Below are 20,514 nucleotides of genomic sequence, written 5' to 3' on the forward strand. Positions count from 1 at the left end.
CCTCGCGGGCCGCCCTTTTTGTTTGCGACGTGATTCGTGATCAGAACTGATCGACCGTCATGGCATTGACCGGCTCCGCGCCTTCCACGATCGCGGCGCGCAGCGACGAAGCCTGCGACAGGATGTGCTGGGCAAAGAAATGCGCAGTGGCGATCTTGGCTTCGTGGAATGCCGGATCTTCCGCACGCTTGGCATCGGCCGCCAGCATGGCGCGGCCCAGTTGCCAGCCCGACAGCACGATGCCGCAGAGCTTCAGGTACGGCACGCTACCGGCAAACACCGCATTCGGGTCGCCCTTGGTGGTACCCACCACGAACTGCACCACTGCCTCCAGCGATTCGCGCCCCTGCTTGAGCTGTGCCTGCACGGCCTTGAACGACGCGCAGCTGTGCTTGCCAAGTTCCGCTTCCGTTTCGGCGATCTTCGCGCAGATGGCACGGGCCACAGCGCCACCGTCACGCACTGTCTTGCGACCAACCAGGTCATTGGCCTGAATGGCGGTGGTGCCTTCGTAGATCGGCAGGATGCGCGCGTCGCGATAGTGTTGCGCCGCGCCCGTTTCCTCGATGAAGCCCATGCCACCGTGCACCTGCACGCCCAGGCTCGTCACGTCGATCGACAGCTCGGTGCTCCAGCCCTTCACCACCGGCACCAGGAATTCGTAGAGCGCCATGTTCTGCTTGCGCACCGCTTCATCGGAATGCTGATGCGCGACGTCGCTCGCTGCGGCAGCCACGTAGGCCACGCTGCGCGCGCCTTCGATCAGCGCGCGCATCGTCATCAGCATGCGCTTGACGTCCGGATGGTGAATGATCGTCACGGCCTCGCGCGCCGATCCATCGACGGGACGGCTCTGTACGCGATCCTTCGCATAGGCCACGGCTTGCTGATAGGCCCGTTCCGATACGGCAATACCCTGCATGCCCACGGCGAAGCGCGCCGAGTTCATCATGATGAACATGTACTCGAGGCCGCGATTTTCCTCGCCCACCAGCGTACCGATGGCGCCGCCATGATCGCCAAACTGCAGTACGGCAGTCGGACTGGCCTTGATACCGAGCTTGTGCTCGATCGACACGCAATGTACGTCGTTGCGCTCGCCCAGCGAACCATCCGCGTTCAGCTTGAACTTCGGGACAATGAACAGCGAAATACCCTTCACGCCCTCGGGCGCATCAGGCGTGCGCGCCAGCACCAGGTGGACGATGTTGTCCGCCATGTCGTGCTCGCCGTACGTAATGAAAATCTTGGTGCCGAAGATCTTGAACGTGCCGTCGCCCTGCGGCTCGGCGCGCGTGCGCACCGCAGCCAGATCCGAACCGGCCTGCGGCTCGGTCAGGTTCATCGTGCCCGTCCATTCGCCGGAGATCAGCTTAGGCAGGAACAGTTGCTTCTGGGCATCGGTGCCAGCCGTCAGCAGCGCCTCGATGGCACCATCGGTCAGCAGCGGGCACAGCGCGAACGACAGGTTCGCGGCATTCAACATTTCGATGCACGGCGTAGCCACCAGCTTGGGCAGCCCTTGGCCCTCGAATTCAGGCGGATGGAGCACGCCTTGCCAGCCGCCCTCGCCGAACTGGCGGAAGGCATCCTTGAAACCGGCCGTGGTGGTAACCACGCCGTCCTTCCAGCTGCTGGGGTTGAGATCCCCCGCGCGGTTCAATGGCGCCACCACCTGCTCGTTGAACTTGGCGGCTTCCTCGAGCACGGCCTGGGCCGTATCGGGCGTTGCCTCTTCATAGCCGGGCAACTGGCTGATCTGTTCAAGCCCTGCCAGTTCGTTCATGACGAACAGCATGTCCTTGAGTGGTGCGCGGTAGGTCATCGTATGTCTCCACGATCCTGCAAAAAAGCCGCTCGCGGGAATCCACCCCGGAACGGCTTTGTCGTTTTTCTACTGCGGCCGGTTCAATGCGATGTCGAACCGGCCGGTCGGGCTTGATCAGCCCAGTGCGGCCACCAGCTCGGGCACCACGGTGTTCAGGTCGCCCACCAGGCCGTAGTCCGCCACCGAGAAGATCGGGGCTTCCGCGTCCTTGTTGATCGCGACGATCACCTTGGAGTCCTTCATGCCGGCCAGATGCTGGATCGCGCCGGAGATACCGACGGCGATGTACAGCTGCGGTGCCACGATCTTGCCAGTCTGGCCCACCTGGTAGTCGTTCGGCACGAAGCCGGCATCGACTGCCGCACGCGATGCGCCCAGCGCCGCGCCGAGCTTGTCGGCCAGCGGGGTCAGCACCTTGGTGTAGTTCTCGCCCGAACCCACGCCACGGCCACCCGAGACGATGATCTTGGCGGCGGTCAGTTCCGGACGGTCGCTCTTGGTCACTTCACGCGACACGAATTGCGAGATGCCCGCGTCGGCCACGGCCGGTAGCGTTTCCACGCTGGCCGAGCCACCTTCTGTGGCAGCCGGGTCGAATGCCGTGCCACGTACCGTGATCACCTTGATCTTGTCTTCCGACTTGACCGTGGCGATGGCGTTGCCGGCGTAGATCGGACGCTCGAACGTATCGGGCGAGTCGACCTTGGTGATGTCCGACAGTTGTGCCACGTCCAGCTTGGCAGCCACGCGCGGCAGGATGTTCTTGCCCGAAGCAGTCGCCGGAGCAACGATGTGCGAGTAGTCGCTGGCGATGGCCAGGATCTGCTCACCCACGTTTTCGGCCAGGCCGTCGGCAAAGTACGGTGCATCGGCCAGCAGGACCTTCGCCACGCCGGCGATCTTCGCGGCGGCGTCGGCCGCGGCCTTGGCGTTGGAACCGGCCACCAGCACGTGGACGTCGCCGCCGCACTGGGCAGCAGCCGTCACGGCGTTCAGCGTGGCGGCCTTGATCGATTGATTGTCGTGTTCAGCAATGACAAGTGCAGTCATGTTCTATCTCCCCCGCGCTCAGATAACCTTGGCTTCCGACTTCAGCTTTTGCACCAGCGTGGCAACGTCCGGCACCATCACGCCAGCGCTGCGCTTGGCAGGCTCGACAACCTTGACGGTTTGCAGACGCGGCTTCACGTCGACGCCGAGGTCTTCCGGCTTGACGATATCCAGCGGCTTCTTCTTGGCCTTCATGATGTTCGGCAGCGTCACGTAGCGCGGCTCGTTCAGGCGCAGGTCGGTGGTCACCACGGCCGGCAGCTTCACCGACAGCGTTTCCAGACCGCCATCCACTTCACGGGTCACCGATGCCTTGCCGTCGGCCACAACCACCTTCGAGGCGAACGTGGCTTGCGGCAGGCCGGCCAGCGCGGCCACCATCTGGCCGGTCTGGTTCGAGTCGTCGTCGATGGCCTGCTTGCCCAGGATCACCAGGCTCGGCTGTTCCTTGTCGATCAGCGCCTTGAGCAGCTTGGCCACGGCCAGCGGCTGCAGGTCTTCGGCGGATTCGACCAGGATGCCGCGGTCGGCACCGATGGCCATCGCGGTACGCAGGGTTTCCTGGCACTGGGTCACGCCGCACGACACGGCGATCACCTCGGTGACGACGCCGGCTTCCTTCAGGCGCACGGCCTCTTCGACGGCAATTTCGTCGAACGGGTTCATGCTCATCTTGACGTTGGCCAGGTCGACGCCCGTGCCATCCGACTTCACGCGGACCTTGACGTTGTAGTCCACCACCCGCTTGACTGCGACGAGTACTTTCATGCGCTCACTCCACTGATAGCTGATAGTTCCAAAGTTTGAATCGCTCGCCATTATAACCACCGGGGTGGCGACTCTCTTGTTTTTCGAACGATCGTACTATTTTATAGACAAAGAATTGCCGGGCATAGCCGGCAGTTCAAAAAATTCACCCCGATTGTGCCGCAGGATGCCCTGCGGGCACAGGGTTTGGATGAAAACTTCCAGAAATTACCAGGCGGTAATCACGGAATCCTTGAAAGTGCGCTGTACGTATTCCTTGATTTCAGGCGAGTGGTACGCCTTCACGAGCTTGGCTACCCACGGCTTGTCCTTGTCCGCGGCGCGGATCGCAATCAGGTTCGCGTACGGACCCTTCGGGCCTTCCATCGCGATGGCATCGCGCGTGGGCGACAGGCCTGCCGACTCGGCATAGTTGCCGTTGATCGCGGCAGCATCGAGGTCATCGAGCGAACGCGGCAGCTGGGCGGCGTCCAGTTCCACGATCTTGATCTTCTTCGGGTTCTCGACGACGTCCAGCGGCGTAGCCTTCAGCCCGGCATCCGGGCGCAGCTTGATCACGCCCTTCGATTGCAGCAGCAGCAGGCCACGGCCACCGTTCGTCGGATCGTTCGGCACACCCACGCGGGCACCCTGCTTCAGTTGGTCGAGCGACTTGATCTTCTTCGAGTAGACGCCCATCGGGAACGTCACCGTGAAGGCAACATGCGTGAACTTGTAGCCGCGATCCTTGATCTGGGCTTCCAGATACGGCAGGTGCTGGTAGCTGTTGGCGTCCAGGTCACCGGCGGCCAGAGCGGCGTTCGGCTGGATGTAGTCGCTGAACTCCACCAACTGGATGTTCAGGCCGTCCTTGGCCGCCACCTTCTTCACCTGCTCCATGATCTGGGCGTGCGGGCCACCCGTGACACCGATCTTGATCGGCTTTTCCTGCGCAAACGCGCCGGCCGACACCACCACACCCAGCGCGACGATGGCGCTCTTGATCACACTACGACGTTGCATTGCGATTACCCCTGAGTTTCCCTGCGAAGAATTATTCTGATTCAGCGATGGCTGATGCGTCGGACCAGCCAGTCGCCAAAGCTCTGAACGGCCTGCACGAACACGATCAGGATCAGCACCACGGCCACCATGATCTCGGTGATGTACCGCTGGTAGCCATAGCGAATGCCGAGATCACCCAGCCCGCCGCCGCCAATGGCGCCAGCCATTGCCGAATAGCCAACCAGGCTGACGAAGGTGATCGTCAGACCCGCCACGATGCCGGGCATGGCCTCGGGCAGCAGCACCTTCCACACGATCTGGCCCGTGGTGGCGCCCATCGATTGCGCGGCTTCCACCAGACCTTTGTCCACTTCACGCAGCGCGGCTTCCACCAGGCGCGCGATGAACGGGACGGCCGCAATCGTCAACGGGACGATGGCCGCCGTCGTACCGATCGACGAGCCGACGATAAAGCGCGTGAACGGAATCACCACCACCAGCAGGATGATGAACGGAATGGAACGCACCGCGTTCACCAGCACCCCGATCGTGCGGTTGAACAGCGGATGCGACAGTACGCCGCCGCGGTTGGTCAGGTGCAGCAGCACGCCCAGCGGCACACCCAGCAGCGAGCCAACCACGCCCGAGATGGCAACCATCAGCAGCGTCTCGCCGAACGACGACAGGAACAGGTCAAACATCTCAGACCACATGTTCGATCTCCTCCACCACTACGCCCTGCGTCTGCAGATAGTCCATCGCCGCGCGCACGGCGGCGGGTTCCCCGGTGGCCATGATCGCCAGCGAGCCGAAGGCCTGGCCCTGGATCTCGTCGATGTGGCCATGCAGGATGTTGAAGTCCAGGCCGTGCTGGCGAATGGCCTGCGCCAGTACCGGCCGGTCGACGTTCTCGCCCGTGAACGCCAGGCGATACACGTGATCGCGGCCGTTGCCGAGCCGGCTTTCCACGCGCTTGAGCACACTCGCCGGCAGCTCCTGGGCAATCACGTCGCCAATCATCGCGCGCGTGACTTCATGCTGGGGGCGCAGGAAGACATCGATCACACGGCCCGCTTCCACGACCTGCCCTGCTTCGAGCACGGCCACGCGGTCGCAAACCTGTTTGATGACTTCCATCTGGTGCGTGATCATCACGATGGTCAAGCCCAGTTCCTTGTTGATCTGCTTGAGCAGTTCCAGGATCGAGCGCGTGGTCTCCGGGTCCAGCGCCGACGTGGCCTCATCGGACAGCAGCACCTTCGGCTTGCTGGCCAGCGCCCGTGCGATGCCCACACGCTGCTTCTGGCCGCCACTGATCTGGGCGGGATAGCGGTCACGGAGCTTGGACAGACCAACGAGTTCCAGCAGCGGCTCTACGGTCGAGGCAATTTCCTGCTTCGACTTGCCCGCAAGCTCAAGCGGCAGCGCCACGTTGTCATAGACGGTACGCGATGACAGCAGGTTGAAGTGCTGGAAGATCATGCCGATCTCGCGGCGCGCTTCGCGCAGCGCGCCATTGGCGAGCGCAGTGAGATCCTGGCCGTCGACGATCACGCGGCCACTGGTGGGCCGGTTCAGCAGGTTGATGGCACGTACCAGCGTGCTCTTGCCGGCGCCGCTGCGGCCGATGATGCCGAAGATTTCGCCGGCGGCGATGGAGAGGCTGACGTCGCGCAGCGCGTGCACTTCCCCCGACCCGCCGGGGAACCGCTGCGAGAGTCCTTGCAGTTCGATCATGGAACGAGAAAAGAAAACGGCAACAGCGCGGGGTCTCCTGCGTTGTTGCCGCACATATTTTTATGAAGCCCGCATTTTATGCGATCCGCTTCATACCTCAAACGAGATTTTTTCGATGGCTTTATGCGTTGGCGTCATATAGATGCGAAATAAGCGCCGAAAAATGCACAATCAGGCTTCCATCAGCACCTTCAGGTGCGCGAAAACGCTGCGCGCCAGCGCGCTGAGGTTGTAGCCGCCTTCCAGGCAACTGACGATACGGCCCTGGGCGTGGGTCTTTGCCACTTGCACGAGCTGTTCGGTGATCCACGTGTAGTCCTGCTCGACCAGACCCATCTGGCCAAGATCGTCCTCTCGATGCGCATCGAACCCGGCGGAGATGAAGATCATCTCGGGCTTGAACTCGTTCAGGCGCGGCAGCCAGATCGTTTCCACCACCTCGCGCACGGCCATGCCGTTCGTGTACGCCGGCAGCGGGATGTTCGACATATTCGTCGCCACATGCTCGGTGCCGCTATACGGGTAGAACGGGTGCTGGAAGAAGCTGCACATCATGACCTGCGGGTCATCGCGGAAGGCCGCCTCGGTACCGTTGCCGTGGTGCACGTCGAAATCCACCACGGCCACACGCTGCAGCCCGTGCGCCGCAATCGCATGACGCGCGGCGATGGCCACGTTATTGAAGAAGCAGAACCCCATCGCATGATCGGGTTCGGCATGGTGGCCCGGTGGGCGCACGCAGCAGAACGCATTCTCGATCTGGCCCGCAATCACGGCGTCGGTAGCCGCCACGGCAGCGCCTGCCGCGTGGGTGGCGGCGGTGAGCGTGTGGCGATTCATGGACGTGTCGGGATCGATCGGAAAATAACCGGTCGACGGACTGTTGGCGGCCAGGCTGGCCACGTAGTCGGGCCGGTGCACGCGCTCGATCTGTTCTTCGGTGGCGGCCGGGGCATCGCGCCGGTCGAGCAGGCCGTCCATCCCGTGGGAAATCAGATGATCTTCGATGGCCTGCAGGCGTTCCGGGCATTCGGGATGGAAAAATCCCATCTCATGCAACTGGAACGATGGATGCGTGTAGTAACCCGTTGGCATTTTGGATTGTGGGTCAAGTTTGTCTCCAGCCGTTACGTTAGCACATGACGTGCCCGCTCTCATGCCAGCGGAACTTCGTAACCAATTGCCCTGTAACGGGGCGTCGCGTGTATCGCATCCGCTATACTCGGTGCGACTTGCAAAGGACATCATGACCGACCAACAGCGCTCCCTGCGCCGCCCGCTGCTGGGCGCCGCACTCACCGCTGCCGCATTGGGCCTGTGCGGCGTTTCCCCCGGGCTCCTGGCCGCCGGCCGTCGCCGCGTAAGTGTCCGGGAAGAAGAAATCGAACCGGGCCGCTATCAAAATCACCCGCAGGCGCGCGCATTCATCGACGAGATGGTGGCGCGCAATGGCTTCCAGCGCGCCGAACTGGAATCGTATTTCAGTCAGGCTGTGTACTCGGCCACGGTATCGCGCCTGATCATGCCGCCCAGCACGCCCGGCAAGAAGAGCTGGCGTGCGTACCGGTCGCGTATCATCGAGCCGATCCGCATCAACGCGGGCGTACGTTTCTGGCAGCAGAACCGCGAAACGCTGCGTCGGGCGGAAGCCGAATTCGGCGTGCCGGCGTCGGTCATCGTCGGCATCATTGGCGTGGAAACGATCTATGGGCGTGACATGGGCACGTTCCGCGTGATCGATTCCCTGTCGACGCTGGCTTTCGACTATCCCGATACGCCGAACCGCGACGCCCGCACGAAGCTGTTCCGCAACCAGTTGGCCGATTACCTGCTCTGGTGCCGCGACACGAAGACCGACGTATTTTCGGTACTCGGCTCATACGCTGGTGCCGTTGGCATTCCGCAGTTCATGCCGACCAGCCTGCGCGAGTATGCAATCGACTATGACGGTGATGGCCATGTCGACCTGCGCAACAGCGCGACCGACGCCATCGGCAGCGTCGGCCGTTTTCTGCAGTTGCACGGCTGGGAACAGAACCGGCCGGTGGCCTGGCGCATCGCCGGTGACGCGGGCAGCCTGGGCGTGGCAACCGCGGCGGCCGACGGCGAACCCTGGCCAACGCGAACCCTCAGCCAGCTGACAAAGGCCGGCCTGCGCGTGGACGAACCCATCGACGTGCAGCGCGAAGGCGAAACCGGCGTGCTGGTCGTGGACCTGCCCACACCGGACCAACCCACGGAATACCTGATCGGCCTGCGCAATTTTTACGTACTCACGCGCTACAACCGCAGCTTCTTTTACGCGCTGGCGGTCTATCAGCTCGGCGAAGCGGTCAAGGCGGCAATGGGTTGATTGCCTGGCAGCCCTCGACGGCAAAAACAAAAAGCCCCGCCGGCATCGCCGCGGGGCTTTTTGTTTGAAGCAGCGTTCGAACGGTCAGGCCGGGAACACGCCGGTAGACAGATAACGGTCGCCGCGATCGCACACTACGAACACGATCGTCGCGTTTTCCACTTCCTCGGCAATCCGCAGCGCGACGCACAGCGCACCAGCCGCCGAGATACCGCAGAAGATGCCTTCCTCACGCGCCATGCGTCGTGCCATATGCTCGGCGTCGGCCTGCGTGACAGGCTCCTGACGATCGATGAACTTCGGATCATAGATCTTGGGCAGGTACGCTTCAGGCCACTTGCGGATACCCGGAATACGCGAACCTTCGGCGGGCTGCGCGCCGATGATCTGGATGGCCGGGTTCTGTTCCTTCAGGTAGCGCGACACGCCCGTGATCGTGCCGGTGGTACCCATCGCCGAAACGAAGTGAGTGATGCGTCCTTCGGTATCGCGCCAGAGTTCGGGGCCGGTGGATTCATAGTGCGCCAGCGGATTGTCCGGATTGGCGAACTGGTCGAGGATCACACCCTTGCCTTCGCGCTCCATTGCATCGGCCAGATCACGTGCGTATTCCATGCCACCCTTTACCGGCGTCAGGATGATCTCCGCACCGTAGGCCGCCATGCTCTGGCGGCGCTCGAGGCTCAGGTCCTCGGGCATGATCAGCACCATGCGGTAGCCACGGATGGCGGCCGCCATAGCCAATGCGATTCCGGTGTTGCCTGACGTGGCTTCGATCAGCGTGTCGCCTGGCTTGATACGGCCACGCTCTTCCGCACGGCGGATCATCGACAGCGCGGGGCGGTCCTTGACCGAGCCAGCCGGGTTGTTCCCTTCCAGCTTGCCAAGGATCACGTTGCCGCGTGCGTCGATGGCGGCGCCGGGGATGCGCTGCAGTCGGACCAGCGGCGTGTTGCCGATGGTGTCTTCAATCGTCTTGTAGGCCATGAGGGGTGCGGGGTCAGTCGGTTTTTCGTCGGTCATTGTAATGCACCAACCTTACCCGCACCGGCGGGCGGGCCATTCCGCCCGCGCGGGGCGTGCCTCAGTGGGTCAGGCCCAGGTCTTCCGGATGCCTGCTACCCAGCAGGTGGTACAGCAGGATCGCGCCGAACGTGGCGGTGCCGATACCGCCGAGGGTCATGCCACCAAACTTCAGCGTCAGGTCACCCGCGGCCACCGTCAGCGTGGCACCCACCGTGATCAGGTTGCGCGAACTTGAAAAATCCACGTGGTTCTGCACCCAGATCCGGCCCGCCGTGGCGGAGATCAAACCGAACACCACAATGGTCAGGCCGCCGATCACCGGACCCGGAATCGTCAGGATCAACGCCCCAAACTTCGGCGAGAATCCCAGCAGGATCGCCACGGCCGCGGCGACCACGAAGATCAGCGTCGAATAGATGCGGGTAACGGCCATCACGCCCATGTTTTCGGCGTACGTGGTAACACCCGTGCCACCGCCGGACGCCGACAGCATCGTGGCGATGCCATCGCCAATGAACGCGCGCCCGATATACGGATCGAGATTACGGCCCGTCATCACACCAATGGCCTTGATGTGACCCAGGTTCTCGGCCACCAGCACGATCGCCACCGGGGCGATCAGCAGCATGGCACTGGCGTGGAAGACAGGCGTCGTGAACTCAGGCATGCCGAACCAGTTGGCCGCGACAACGCCCGAAAAATCGATGGCCTTGCCCATACCCATCAGATTGGTCGCCACAAAATAGGCGAGATAGCCAGCCAGTCCACCGAGCAGCACGGGCAGGCGACCGAGCATGCCCGGTGCCCGCACGGCGATCAGGCCAACCGCCAGCACCGTCAACAGACCAACCCAGGTATCGAGCGGTGCGCCGCTGAGCGCCTTGACGGCCACCGGTGCGAGGTTCAGGCCGATCGCCGCGACGATGGCGCCAGTCACCACGGGTGGCATCAGCTTTTCCACCCATGCATAGCCAACCGCCTGCACGATCAGGCCGATCACCGTGTACAGCGCGCCGGCGGCGATGATGCCACCCAGCGCCACCGGGATATTTACGTTCGGTCCGCTGCCGCTGTAGCCCGTGGCCGCGATGACCACCGCGATGAACGCGAAGCTCGAACCCAGGTAGCTCGGCACGCGGCCGCGCACGCAAAGGAAGAACAACAGCGTGCCAATACCCGAGAACAGGATGGCGATATTTGGCGGAAAGCCCATCAGGATAGGCGCGATGGCGGTCGAGCCGAACATCGCCACCACGTGCTGGATTCCCGCCAGCACGGTCTGGCCTGCCGGCAGCCGCTCGTCGGGAGCGATCACCCCCTCGGTCTTGAGTCGCCACTTCGGCAGGAAGCTGCCGTCGTCAGTACTGTCCTGGCCATTCGCCATGTTGTTCTCTCCCTGTCAGCAGTAAGCAGTACGCGTGTTAATTGTTGGATTCTTGTAGTTGCGCGGTGCGCACCGGCACCGACAGCAACGGCGATGCGCATGATACCCCGCACCCCGGGTGGTGCAAATCGGCAACTTTCCTGCGCACCGCGCTGGGGAAGCACAACGCATACCAGCTGCGATCTGTTGACGCGGGATGCAGGGCCGGCCTCAGCGCGCCGCCTTCGGTGCAGGCTTGGCTTCTTTGCGCGCGGCGGTTGCGGCCGGTTTGCCGAAGGTCAAGCCAGCCTCCTGCAGATTGGCCACTGACTTCGGCCCCACGCCCGCGACGCGGTCCGCAAGATCGGCCGCATCCTTGAATGCACCGCTACGGTCGCGCTCCTCGAGAATGCGCTTGGCGGTGGCCGGGCCGATCCCCTTCACCGAGGTCAGCGTGGCCTCATCGGCGCTGTTGACATCGATTTGCGCATACGCGGGAGTCGCGCCAAGCATCGCAAGCGAAAACGCGAACGCCATGCCGCTACGGCGCCATGCGCGTAGTGCGGCGCGGGACAAATCGGAAAGGGAACGGCCGGACTGACGACCCGGCTTGGATGACTCGATCATTCGGAAAACTCCTTCCTGTACTGGAACGCCCGCCGCCGGATGGCAACGGGAGCGGTCAGGATAGGATTCCGATCCAGCCTCAGAAATGGCCGGACACACAAGTTCACATCATCCGCGCGGATGTGTGTCGAAGCGCGATATTGGCGTTGCAGAGCCGAACTTCTGCGAGTGTCGGCCGCACCCGCCGTGGCGCGGGTGCGACACGGCGGCATACATCAACGACGCTCAGCTACGTTCCATCAGCCACTTGCAGTAGCGGCTGACACCTTCCTGGACGGTCAGGAACGGTGCGTCGTAGCCAGCGGCGCGCAGGCGCGATACATCAGACTGCGTAAAGCACTGATACTTGCCACGCAGCGCATCGGGGAACTTGACGTATTCCACCAGCCCTTCCTGCACCATCTCGTCGAGCGACAGGGGCGGCTTGTCCTCGGACTCACGCAGCGCGTTCACCACCGAAACCGCGATATCGTTGAACGGCTGCGAGCGGCCCGTCCCCAGGTTGAAGATGCCGGACTTTTCCGGATGGTCGAGGAAGTACAGATTGACCTTGACCACATCTTCAACCGATACGAAGTCGCGGCTCTGCGTACCCGGCGCGTAGCCGTTGTATTCGCCGAACAGCTTGACGCTACCCTCGGCGCGGAACTGGTTGAAATGGTGGAACGCCACGGACGCCATGCGACCCTTGTGGTACTCCCGCGGACCGTACACGTTGAAATACCGGAAGCCAACGATCTGCGAGTGCGGAGGATGCGAGGAGGCCATCCGGCGGCGCACCACCTGGTCGAACAGGAATTTCGAATACCCGTAGACGTTCAGCGGCTTCTCGTACTCGCGGTCTTCGCGGAACATCGTCGATGCGCCATAGGTGGCGGCCGACGACGCATAGAGAAACTGCGTGCCCTGCTCCAGACAGGCTTCAAGCAGCGCCAACGTGTAGCGGTAGTTGTTCTCCATCATGTAGCGGCCGTCCGTCTCCATCGTGTCGGAACAGGCGCCTTCATGGAACACCGCGCGGACGTTACCGAAATCGCCACGCTTGAAACGCTCGACGAACTCGCCCTTGTCCAGGTAATCGGCAATCTCGCAGTCCACGAGATTGTTGAACTTCTCGGCGCGTGTCAGGTTGTCGACGGCGACGATGTTGGTCTCACCGCGCTCGTTCAGGCCCTTGACGATATTGCTGCCGACAAAGCCGGCAGCGCCCGTTACGATAATGGTCATGGCGAATTCAGGTTTGGGGGGGCGCGCCTCAGGAGGCGCCAAACAGTTCGGAATAAGTGACAACGGCGGTACCCAGCTTGCCTACCACGATGCCACCGGCACGGTTGGCATGCTGCACGGCCTCCTTGAGCGGCACGCCGGCGCCGAGCATGGTGGCCAGCGTGGCAATCACCGTATCGCCGGCTCCCGATACATCATAGACTTCGCGCGCCTGGGCCGAGACGTGCAGCACCTCGGCTTCGGTATAGAGCGTCATGCCCTCTTCCGATCGCGTCAGCAGCAGCGCTTCAAGCTGCAGCTCGCGGCGCAGGTTCTGTGCGCGGATGGTCAGGTCGGCCTCGGTCTTCCAGGCGCCCACCACGGCGCGCATCTCCGACCGGTTCGGCGTGATCAGCGTGGCGCCACGATAGCGCGAATAGTCATCGCCCTTCGGGTCGATCAACACCGCGCGGCCCGCCGCGCGGCCGGCTTCGACCATACGCGCCACGTGCGTGAGGCCGCCCTTGCCGTAATCGGACAGCACCAGAACCTGGTAGTCGTTGACCAGTGTCTGGTAGCGGTCTTGTACGGACGCCAGCACTTCGGTGGCGGGCGCGTTCTCGAAGTCCACGCGCAGCAGCTGCTGCTGGTGGGCCACCACGCGCAGCTTGATCGTCGTGCTCAACGTACTGTCGAGATGCAGATACGGCTGCACGTCGCTGGCCTGGAGCAGCGCCTCAAGCGTACGGCCCGGTTCATCGTCACCCACCACGCCGAGCATGCCGACCTTGGCGCCAAGCGCGGCCGCGTTGCGTGCCACGTTGGCGGCACCGCCGAGCCGTTCATCGCTACGCTTGATCTGCACCACAGGCACGGGCGCTTCAGGCGAGATGCGGTCGACATCGCCGAACCAGTAGCGGTCCAGCATCATGTCGCCCACCACCAGCACTTGCGATTGTCGAATCTGGTCCTGCGGAATCGTGTTCTTGCTCATGAACTCTCCTTTACGGCACTGCCGTGCCCGCCTGGGGCGCGGCGGCCGGTCTGGATGCGCGGATGGTTGAAAATCAGTGCGTTGCGGTGGAACGCCCGATCGCGTGATATTCGATGCCGGCCTGCGTCATGGCGTCGGGTTCATAGAGATTGCGGCCGTCGATGATCACCGGCGTCCTGAGCATCGCGCGAATCTGCGCGAAGTCGGGGCTGCGGAAGACCTTCCATTCGGTCACGATCACCAGCGCATCGGCATCCTTCAGCACGTCCATCTGCGCGCTGCAGAACGTCACGCGGTCCATGCCGCCCGGAATATCGGCCAGGTCGATCTCTATCACGCGGCGCGCTTCTTCCATCGCCACCGGATCGTGCACGCGCAGCGATGCGCCGCGCGACACCAGTTCCCGCGCCAGCACACGCGACGGCGCTTCGCGCATATCGTCGGTATTCGGCTTGAACGCGAGCCCCCATATGCCGAAGGTCTTGCCGGTCAGGTCTTCACCGAAACGCTTGATGACCTTGCTGCCCAGCACCTGTTTCTGGGCATCGTTGACAGACTCCACGGCCTCCAGCACGCGCATCGGCTTGCCATAGGCGCTGGCCGTGCGCATCAGCGCCTGCACGTCCTTGGGAAAGCAGGAGCCGCCGTAGCCTGCGCCGGCGTACAGGAAGCTGTAGCCGATACGCGGATCGGAACCGATTCCCATGCGCACGAGTTCGATGTCGGCACCCACCTCGTCCGCCAGGTTGGCCAGTTCGTTCATGAACGAGATACGCGTGGCCAGCATCGAGTTAGCCGCATACTTCGTGAATTCGGCCGAGCGCACATCCATGTAGAAGGTACGCTCGTGGTTGCGGTTGAACGGCGAGTAAAGCTGACGCATGATGGCCTGCGCGTGGCGGCCAGCCACGTCGGGCGCGCAGCCCAGCACGATGCGGTCCGGGCGCATGAAGTCTTCAACGGCCGCGCCTTCCTTCAGGAACTCGGGATTGGACACCACCGAGAACTGCAGGTCCTCAAGCCCGCGCGCGGCCAGCTCTTCACGGATGACCGCGGCAACGCGGTCGCCGGTACCCACGGGCACCGTCGACTTGTCCACAACCACCTTGAAGCCGGTCATATGACGGCCGATGTTGCGCGCGGCGGCCAGTACGTACTTCAGGTCGGCCGAGCCATCTTCATCGGGCGGAGTGCCCACGGCGATGAACTGCACGTCGGCATGCTCGACGCTGGCGGCCACATCGGTGGAAAACGTCAGCCGACCCGCCGCGCGGTTGCGGTCGATCAGCTCCTTCAAACCCGGTTCGTAGATCGGCACGCCGCCGGCGTTCAGCAGCGCGATCTTCTTTTCGTCGACATCGAGGCAGAACACGGAATTGCCGAGTTCAGCCAGGCAGGCACCGGTCACCAGACCAACGTAACCACTGCCGATAATCGTAACTTTCATTGCGGAAGCTCCAGGGAATTCAGATTCGCTTGAGATGACTTAGCCAAGCGCTTCGGAGCGGCGCGGCGCATAGGTTTCCCAGCGGTTGCAGCCGGGGCACTGCCAATAGAACAGTCGGGCGCGGAAGCCGCATTCGCGGCACGTATAGCGCGCCAGATTACGCGTGCGAAGTTGCAGCAGATCGCGGATCGCCGCAGTTTCCTTCGCCTGGTCGTCGGCACCGGCCTCCGCATCGGCAGCTGCCTCGCCATCGACAGCGGCTGTCTGCAACGCCTGGCTTTCCGCCGCCTGTGCCTCGAAATACTTGGTCAATGCCAGCAGCGTGGGTTGGCGGCGCAGTTGGTCACGCATCAACGATGCCGCGGCAACCGGGCCGTTGACTTCCAGCTCGGTCCGATACGCGGTGTCGAGCAGTTCGGGCGCCAGATTGGTCTTGAGCAGCTCGCGGAGCCATTGCATTGCCTTGCCTTGCTCGCCCAGCGTGGCATAGGCCTTCACGATGCGGTCGGCCACCAGCGGCAGGTAGGCCGCATCCTGGGATTCGATGCCAAGCCAGTGCTGCAGCGCGGCAGGCAGGTCGCCCGCAGCCGCCGCTACATCGCCCAGCAGAATCGGGGCGCGTACATTGGCCGGATTCTCTTCGCGGGCGCGGCGCAGCCATTCGACGGCGTCTTCGGGGCGCTTTTTTTGCAACGCATCCTGCGCCAGCTCGCAGCAGAACTGCGCGATCTGTACGCGATAGTCCTTCTGGTCCAGCGACTGCAGCTCACGTGCAGCGTCGATGGCCTTCACCCACTCCTTCTCGACTTCGTACAGCTCCAGGAGCACGCGCTTGGCCGACGCGGCGTAAGGGCCGGACATCAGGCGGCGCAGCGACTCCTCCGCGCGATCGAGCAACCCGGCGCGCAGGAAGTCCTGCCCCAGCTCATAGAGTGCGTGCTCACGTTCAGGTTCGGGAAGGTCCGGACGATTCGCCAGATTCTGGTGGACGCGGATTGCGCGTTCGGTCTCGCCACGACGACGGAACAGTGCGCCGAGCGCGAAGTGCAACTCGGTGGTCTCGGGGTCGAGCCGTGCAACTTCGACGAAGGCATCGATCGCCTTGTCTGGCTGCTCGTTCAGCAGGAAATTCAGGCCCTTGAAATACGAGCGGGGCAATGCGCCCTGCTCGCTCATCAGCTGGCGCAAATCGAAGCGCGCAGCCATCCAGCCAAGGCCAAAGACAAGTGGCAGCGCAAGCAGCCACCAGGTTTCAAACATCATGGGTCAGACTTTCGGACCGACTACGTTATAAGGTACGCCCGGCTTGGCCTCGGGCGGCACGGCATTCACAGGCGCCGACGCGGCCCTTACCTCGCTCAAGGCGCGGCGCAAGCGCGACGCCTCCATGCGCTGCCGCATCAACCCAGGTGCCACCGCGGCCAGGGCGGCCACGATGCCCAGCCCAAATGCGGCCAGCAGGATCAGGATCAGCGGGGCATGCCAGACGGCGCCGAAGAACAGCTGCAAATCCGCGTCGGCGGTATTACGCAGCGCCAGCACGAACAGCAGCACGAACAGGACAATACGGAAGATCCAGGTGATGAGTTTCATGCGGTAAATGCCATCGGAAGGTGAGTGCTTACCCAATCACGCAGACGCGTTGGACGACACCCGGCCAAGATTCCCGGCATTGTAGCGGAATCACTTCTCATAAACGGTAACCATTGGTCGCATCAGCGGCCGCCGGCCCGCGCGCATCGCAGGAACACAAACAAAAAAGCGCTCCCAGGGGAGCGCTTTTCTTCAGACTTGCCAGTATGGCGAGCACGCATCAGGAACGGACCAGATTGAGCTGGTTGTCCTCGTGCAAGCCGGCCGAGGCCGATTGCGACGGGGCCAGCGACTGCCCGGCCTTGCCGTGGGACGCCTGACCATTGACGGTCACGACGCCACCTTGTGGCGATGCCGGGCGATCCACCCGTTCCCGCAACTCCTTGCCCGCCTTGAAGTGCGGCACCCGTTTTTCAGGTACCAGCACCCGTTCGCCGGACTTGGGGTTGCGGCCCACGCGAGGCGGCCGCCGGTTCAGACCAAAACTTCCGAAGCCGCGGATCTCGATGCGATGGCCATCGGCCAGGGCTTCGGACATCGCGTCGAGAATCGTTTTCACCGAGATGTCCGCATCCCGCAGCAGCAACTGCGGAAAGCGGGCAGCCAGTTTTTCGACGAGCTCGGACTTGGTCATGGGCGGTCTCGCTTCAGCGCGGCGCTCTATATTACTGGTTGTCCTGGCCCAGCTTGGCCTTCAGCAGTGCGCCGAGGTTGGTCGTGCCAGCCGTGCCGGTGTCAGCCTGGAACTTTTGCATCGCTTCTTGCTGCTCTGCGCTGTCCTTGGCCTTGATCGACAGGTTGATGTTGCGCGACTTGCGGTCGACGTTCACCACCAGGGCGGTGATCTGCTCGCCTTCCTTCAGCACGTTGCGGGCATCTTCCACGCGGTCTGCGGAGATTTCCGAAGCGCGCAGGTAGCCTTCCACGTCGTCAGCCAGTTGCACAACGGCGCCCTTGGCATCAACAGCCTTGATCGTGCCGTTGACGAGCGAACCCTTGTCGTTGGCCGAGATGAAGTTGTTGAACGGATCGCCCGACAGCTGCTTGATACCCAGCGAGATGCGTTCCTTGTCGACGTCGATGCCCAGAACGACAGCTTCCACTTCGTCGCCCTTCTTGTACTTGCGCACGGCTTCTTCGCCCGACTCTTGCCACGACAGGTCCGACAGGTGCACCAGGCCGTCGATGCCGCCAGGCAGACCGATGAACACGCCGAAGTCGGTGATCGACTTGATCTGGCCCGTCAGCTTGTCGCCCTTCTTGTGGTTGCGGCTGAAATCGTCCCACGGATTGGCCTTGCACTGCTTCATGCCCAGGCTGATACGACGCTTGTCTTCGTCGATATCCAGAACCATGACTTCCACTTCGTCGCCCAGTTGGACAACCTTCGACGGAGCCACGTTCTTGTTGGTCCAGTCCATTTCGGACACGTGAACCAGGCCTTCGATACCGGCTTCGATTTCCACGAATGCGCCGTAGTCGGTCAGGTTGGTCACCTTGCCGAACAGACGGGTGCCTTGCGGGTAACGACGCGAGATGCCCACCCACGGATCTTCGCCCAGTTGCTTCACGCCCAGCGAGACGCGGTTCTTTTCCTGGTCGAACTTGAGGATCTTGGCGGTGATTTCCTGACCAACCGACAGCACTTCACTCGGGTGGCGGACACGGCGCCATGCCAGGTCGGTGATGTGCAGCAGGCCGTCGATACCACCCAGGTCCACGAACGCGCCGTAGTCGGTGATGTTCTTGACGATACCGTTGACGATCGCGCCTTCCTTCAGCGTTTCCATCAGCTTCTGACGCTCTTCGCCCAGCGTGGCTTCCACCACGGCGCGACGCGACAGCACGACGTTGTTACGCTTGCGGTCGAGCTTGATGACCTTGAATTCGAGGGTCTTGCCTTCGTACGGCGTGGTGTCCTTGATCGGACGCACGTCGACGAGCGAACCGGGCAGGAAGGCACGGATGCCGTTGACCATAACGGTCAGGCCGCCCTTGACCTTGCCGGTCACGGTACCCGAGATGATCTCGCCGTCTTCCAGCGCCTTCTCGAGGTTCAGCCACGATGCCAGGCGCTTGGCCTTGTCGCGGGAGAGGATGGTGTCGCCATAGCCGTTCTCGAGCGCGTCGATGGCCACGGAGACGTAGTCGCCGGCCTGCACTTCGAGTTCGCCCTGGTCGTTCAGGAACTCCTCCACCGGCACAAATGCCTCGGACTTGAGGCCGGCATTGACGACCACGAAATTGTGGTCGATGCGCACGACTTCAGCGGAAATCACTTCGCCAGCCTTCATATTGGAGCGGGCGATCGATTCCTCGAACAGTGCGGCAAAGGATTCGTTAGTTTGCAGGTCGGACATAAACGTAAGTTTGCAATCCGCAGTACGTTGGCCGGCGCGATTATCGCGCACAGTCTGCCTCACGCAGCGGGGTCAGGTTGATCACCTGTACCGGACGGGTTGGGTTCCGGCACAGGCCCAGGTCGGCGCCTCGTGGTTTTTCATCACCGCACCGCGGCGAACCACTCCAGCACCTGCGCCACCGCCTCGTCCACCGTCATTTCAGAGGTGTCCAGGCGTTGCGCGTCTTCCGCGGGACGCAGTGGCGCGGCCGTGCGGGAACGGTCCCGCGCGTCGCGCGCCTCAAGGTCACGCAAAAGGTCTTCGATATTAGCAGAAATTCCCTTATCAATCAATTGTTTATAGCGCCTGCGGGCGCGCGCCTCGACACTCGCGGTCAGAAACACCTTGAGGCGGGCCTCCGGAAAGATCACGGTGCCCATATCGCGCCCGTCCGCCACCAGGCCGGGCAGCTTGCGAAACGCCCGCTGGAGTGCCGTCAGCGCATCACGCACGGGCTGGTGGACGGCCAGCGCGGAGGCCCGGTTGCCGATGGCTTCCTGGCGGATCAGCTGGCTGACTTCTTCCCCCGCCAGCCAGACCCGGTCCGGGCCGAACTTCACATCGAGGCGCAGAGCGATCTTTGCAAGGGTGTCGACCTCACCGACATCCACGCCGGCTCGCTCGCTGGCCAGCGCCACCAGACGATAGAGCGCGCCGCTGTCGAGGAGGTGGAAACCAAGGGCATCTGCCACCTTGTGGGCCACCGTGCCTTTGCCGGACGCGGTCGGACCATCTATGGTGATGACATCGATGATAGTCATTCTTTATTTATTAGCTTGAAACTATTGATTTTCGATATCAATTGAGTATCGTTATCATTTGGTTCATGGTTGCGCGGCAGCGGCGCTGCCGGTCCCACAAAAGACGCTGCGTAACCATCCTGATATTTCGACGCGAGGCACTCCATCATGGCTAAAACCCTGACCTTCGGCATCATGCATCTGGGCATCGCCTTCAGCGTGACCTATGCATTGACCGGCAGCCTGGCCATCAGCGGAGCCATCACGTTCATCGAGCCGGCGGTCAACACGGTGGCCCACTATTTCTTCGACAAGTACTGGGACCGCCGCGAGCGCCGCGCAAACCTCGCGGCAAAGCTCGATACACCGGCGGCGCCTGGTCTGGCCGCCGCCTGA

The 20,514-nt window shown here is 62.8% G+C and carries 20 protein-coding genes; 2 read left to right on the plus strand and 18 right to left on the minus strand.

Annotated features, from left to right (window positions below):
• Positions 1 to 40: 40 nt before the first annotated feature.
• The 7 genes from AC3FLX_RS19195 to AC3FLX_RS19225 form a co-directional block, all read right to left on the minus strand.
• Positions 41 to 1,825 carry an acyl-CoA dehydrogenase gene (locus AC3FLX_RS19195; protein ID WP_488698887.1) on the minus strand — a complete coding sequence of 595 codons (1,785 nt, stop codon included), beginning with the start codon at positions 1,823 to 1,825 and terminating at the stop codon, positions 41 to 43.
• A 117-nt stretch (positions 1,826 to 1,942) separates the two neighbouring features.
• Positions 1,943 to 2,878 (minus strand): electron transfer flavoprotein subunit alpha/FixB family protein, encoded by a 936-nt coding sequence (locus tag AC3FLX_RS19200; RefSeq protein ID WP_488698888.1) that lies wholly within the window; start codon positions 2,876 to 2,878, stop codon positions 1,943 to 1,945.
• Positions 2,879 to 2,896: 18 nt separating this feature from the next.
• The gene (locus AC3FLX_RS19205) at positions 2,897 to 3,646 is read right to left on the minus strand and encodes an electron transfer flavoprotein subunit beta/FixA family protein (RefSeq protein ID WP_488698889.1); all 750 of its coding nucleotides are present in this window, start codon (positions 3,644 to 3,646) and stop codon (positions 2,897 to 2,899) included.
• 207 nt (positions 3,647 to 3,853) lie between these two features.
• Positions 3,854 to 4,648: a MetQ/NlpA family ABC transporter substrate-binding protein gene (locus tag AC3FLX_RS19210; RefSeq protein WP_488698890.1), complete on the minus strand. Its 795-nt coding sequence runs from the start codon at positions 4,646 to 4,648 to the stop codon at positions 3,854 to 3,856.
• Positions 4,649 to 4,689: 41 nt separating this feature from the next.
• Positions 4,690 to 5,343 (minus strand): methionine ABC transporter permease, encoded by a 654-nt coding sequence (locus AC3FLX_RS19215; protein ID WP_488698891.1) that lies wholly within the window; start codon positions 5,341 to 5,343, stop codon positions 4,690 to 4,692.
• On the minus strand, positions 5,333 to 6,367 hold the full coding sequence (locus AC3FLX_RS19220; RefSeq protein WP_488698892.1) for a methionine ABC transporter ATP-binding protein: 1,035 nt from the start codon (positions 6,365 to 6,367) through the stop codon (positions 5,333 to 5,335). The genes AC3FLX_RS19215 and AC3FLX_RS19220 overlap by 11 nt, the downstream gene beginning before the upstream one ends.
• A gap of 171 nt (positions 6,368 to 6,538) precedes the next feature.
• Positions 6,539 to 7,462, minus strand: a complete 924-nt coding sequence (locus AC3FLX_RS19225; protein ID WP_488698893.1) for a histone deacetylase family protein — start codon at positions 7,460 to 7,462, stop codon at positions 6,539 to 6,541.
• 151 nt (positions 7,463 to 7,613) lie between these two features.
• On the opposite strand from AC3FLX_RS19225, the gene mltB reads away from it, so the two are divergent.
• Entirely contained in the window at positions 7,614 to 8,720 is a 1,107-nt protein-coding gene (gene mltB / locus AC3FLX_RS19230; protein ID WP_488698894.1) for a lytic murein transglycosylase B, read from the plus strand.
• A gap of 84 nt (positions 8,721 to 8,804) precedes the next feature.
• Here mltB and cysM read toward each other — a convergent pair whose 3' ends face one another.
• The 11 genes from cysM to cmk all read right to left on the minus strand — a co-directional run bounded on the left by cysM (position 8,805) and on the right by cmk (position 20,139).
• On the minus strand, positions 8,805 to 9,707 hold the full coding sequence (gene cysM, locus AC3FLX_RS19235) for a cysteine synthase CysM (protein ID WP_488698968.1): 903 nt from the start codon (positions 9,705 to 9,707) through the stop codon (positions 8,805 to 8,807).
• 97 nt (positions 9,708 to 9,804) lie between these two features.
• Positions 9,805 to 11,130: a solute carrier family 23 protein gene (locus tag AC3FLX_RS19240; RefSeq protein ID WP_488698895.1), complete on the minus strand. Its 1,326-nt coding sequence runs from the start codon at positions 11,128 to 11,130 to the stop codon at positions 9,805 to 9,807.
• A gap of 210 nt (positions 11,131 to 11,340) precedes the next feature.
• A complete protein-coding gene (locus tag AC3FLX_RS19245; protein WP_488698896.1) occupies positions 11,341 to 11,736 on the minus strand; it encodes a ComEA family DNA-binding protein in 396 nt (131 codons plus the stop codon).
• A gap of 225 nt (positions 11,737 to 11,961) precedes the next feature.
• Positions 11,962 to 12,963, minus strand: coding sequence for an ADP-glyceromanno-heptose 6-epimerase (gene rfaD / locus AC3FLX_RS19250; RefSeq protein ID WP_488698897.1), 1,002 nt, complete (start codon positions 12,961 to 12,963; stop codon positions 11,962 to 11,964).
• A gap of 28 nt (positions 12,964 to 12,991) precedes the next feature.
• The gene (gene rfaE1, locus AC3FLX_RS19255) at positions 12,992 to 13,936 is read right to left on the minus strand and encodes a D-glycero-beta-D-manno-heptose-7-phosphate kinase (RefSeq protein WP_488698898.1); all 945 of its coding nucleotides are present in this window, start codon (positions 13,934 to 13,936) and stop codon (positions 12,992 to 12,994) included.
• 73 nt (positions 13,937 to 14,009) lie between these two features.
• The gene (locus AC3FLX_RS19260) at positions 14,010 to 15,383 is read right to left on the minus strand and encodes a UDP-glucose dehydrogenase family protein (protein WP_488698899.1); all 1,374 of its coding nucleotides are present in this window, start codon (positions 15,381 to 15,383) and stop codon (positions 14,010 to 14,012) included.
• Positions 15,384 to 15,422: 39 nt separating this feature from the next.
• Positions 15,423 to 16,646 (minus strand): lipopolysaccharide assembly protein LapB, encoded by a 1,224-nt coding sequence (lapB, locus tag AC3FLX_RS19265; RefSeq protein ID WP_488698900.1) that lies wholly within the window; start codon positions 16,644 to 16,646, stop codon positions 15,423 to 15,425.
• Between the two features lie 3 nt (positions 16,647 to 16,649).
• A complete protein-coding gene (locus tag AC3FLX_RS19270; protein WP_488698901.1) occupies positions 16,650 to 16,976 on the minus strand; it encodes a LapA family protein in 327 nt (108 codons plus the stop codon).
• Positions 16,977 to 17,196: 220 nt separating this feature from the next.
• Positions 17,197 to 17,610: an integration host factor subunit beta gene (locus AC3FLX_RS19275; protein WP_488698902.1), complete on the minus strand. Its 414-nt coding sequence runs from the start codon at positions 17,608 to 17,610 to the stop codon at positions 17,197 to 17,199.
• 31 nt (positions 17,611 to 17,641) lie between these two features.
• Positions 17,642 to 19,387: a 30S ribosomal protein S1 gene (gene rpsA / locus AC3FLX_RS19280; RefSeq protein WP_488698903.1), complete on the minus strand. Its 1,746-nt coding sequence runs from the start codon at positions 19,385 to 19,387 to the stop codon at positions 17,642 to 17,644.
• A 92-nt stretch (positions 19,388 to 19,479) separates the two neighbouring features.
• On the minus strand, positions 19,480 to 20,139 hold the full coding sequence (gene cmk, locus AC3FLX_RS19285; protein ID WP_488698904.1) for a (d)CMP kinase: 660 nt from the start codon (positions 20,137 to 20,139) through the stop codon (positions 19,480 to 19,482).
• Between the two features lie 147 nt (positions 20,140 to 20,286).
• On the opposite strand from cmk, the gene AC3FLX_RS19290 reads away from it, so the two are divergent.
• A complete protein-coding gene (locus AC3FLX_RS19290) occupies positions 20,287 to 20,514 on the plus strand; it encodes a DUF2061 domain-containing protein (RefSeq protein WP_488698905.1) in 228 nt (75 codons plus the stop codon).

The sequence above is a fragment of the Cupriavidus sp. 291-E7 genome (assembly GCF_057798835.1).

Excerpts from the sequence above, each read along its gene's own strand:
- AC3FLX_RS19195 (WP_488698887.1), bottom strand. The coding sequence starts at position 1,825 with ATGACCTACCGCGCACCACTCAAGGACATGCTGTTCGTCATGAACGAA.
- AC3FLX_RS19200 (WP_488698888.1), bottom strand. The coding sequence starts at position 2,878 with ATGACTGCACTTGTCATTGCTGAACACGACAATCAATCGATCAAGGCC.
- AC3FLX_RS19205 (WP_488698889.1), bottom strand. The coding sequence starts at position 3,646 with ATGAAAGTACTCGTCGCAGTCAAGCGGGTGGTGGACTACAACGTCAAG.
- AC3FLX_RS19210 (WP_488698890.1), bottom strand. The coding sequence starts at position 4,648 with ATGCAACGTCGTAGTGTGATCAAGAGCGCCATCGTCGCGCTGGGTGTG.
- AC3FLX_RS19215 (WP_488698891.1), bottom strand. The coding sequence starts at position 5,343 with ATGTGGTCTGAGATGTTTGACCTGTTCCTGTCGTCGTTCGGCGAGACG.
- AC3FLX_RS19220 (WP_488698892.1), bottom strand. The coding sequence starts at position 6,367 with ATGATCGAACTGCAAGGACTCTCGCAGCGGTTCCCCGGCGGGTCGGGG.
- AC3FLX_RS19225 (WP_488698893.1), bottom strand. The coding sequence starts at position 7,462 with ATGCCAACGGGTTACTACACGCATCCATCGTTCCAGTTGCATGAGATG.
- mltB (WP_488698894.1), top strand. The coding sequence starts at position 7,614 with ATGACCGACCAACAGCGCTCCCTGCGCCGCCCGCTGCTGGGCGCCGCA.
- cysM (WP_488698968.1), bottom strand. The coding sequence starts at position 9,707 with ATGGCCTACAAGACGATTGAAGACACCATCGGCAACACGCCGCTGGTC.
- AC3FLX_RS19240 (WP_488698895.1), bottom strand. The coding sequence starts at position 11,130 with ATGGCGAATGGCCAGGACAGTACTGACGACGGCAGCTTCCTGCCGAAG.
- AC3FLX_RS19245 (WP_488698896.1), bottom strand. The coding sequence starts at position 11,736 with ATGATCGAGTCATCCAAGCCGGGTCGTCAGTCCGGCCGTTCCCTTTCC.
- rfaD (WP_488698897.1), bottom strand. The coding sequence starts at position 12,963 with ATGACCATTATCGTAACGGGCGCTGCCGGCTTTGTCGGCAGCAATATC.
- rfaE1 (WP_488698898.1), bottom strand. The coding sequence starts at position 13,936 with ATGAGCAAGAACACGATTCCGCAGGACCAGATTCGACAATCGCAAGTG.
- AC3FLX_RS19260 (WP_488698899.1), bottom strand. The coding sequence starts at position 15,383 with ATGAAAGTTACGATTATCGGCAGTGGTTACGTTGGTCTGGTGACCGGT.
- lapB (WP_488698900.1), bottom strand. The coding sequence starts at position 16,646 with ATGATGTTTGAAACCTGGTGGCTGCTTGCGCTGCCACTTGTCTTTGGC.
- AC3FLX_RS19270 (WP_488698901.1), bottom strand. The coding sequence starts at position 16,976 with ATGAAACTCATCACCTGGATCTTCCGTATTGTCCTGTTCGTGCTGCTG.
- AC3FLX_RS19275 (WP_488698902.1), bottom strand. The coding sequence starts at position 17,610 with ATGACCAAGTCCGAGCTCGTCGAAAAACTGGCTGCCCGCTTTCCGCAG.
- cmk (WP_488698904.1), bottom strand. The coding sequence starts at position 20,139 with ATGACTATCATCGATGTCATCACCATAGATGGTCCGACCGCGTCCGGC.
- AC3FLX_RS19290 (WP_488698905.1), top strand. The coding sequence starts at position 20,287 with ATGGCTAAAACCCTGACCTTCGGCATCATGCATCTGGGCATCGCCTTC.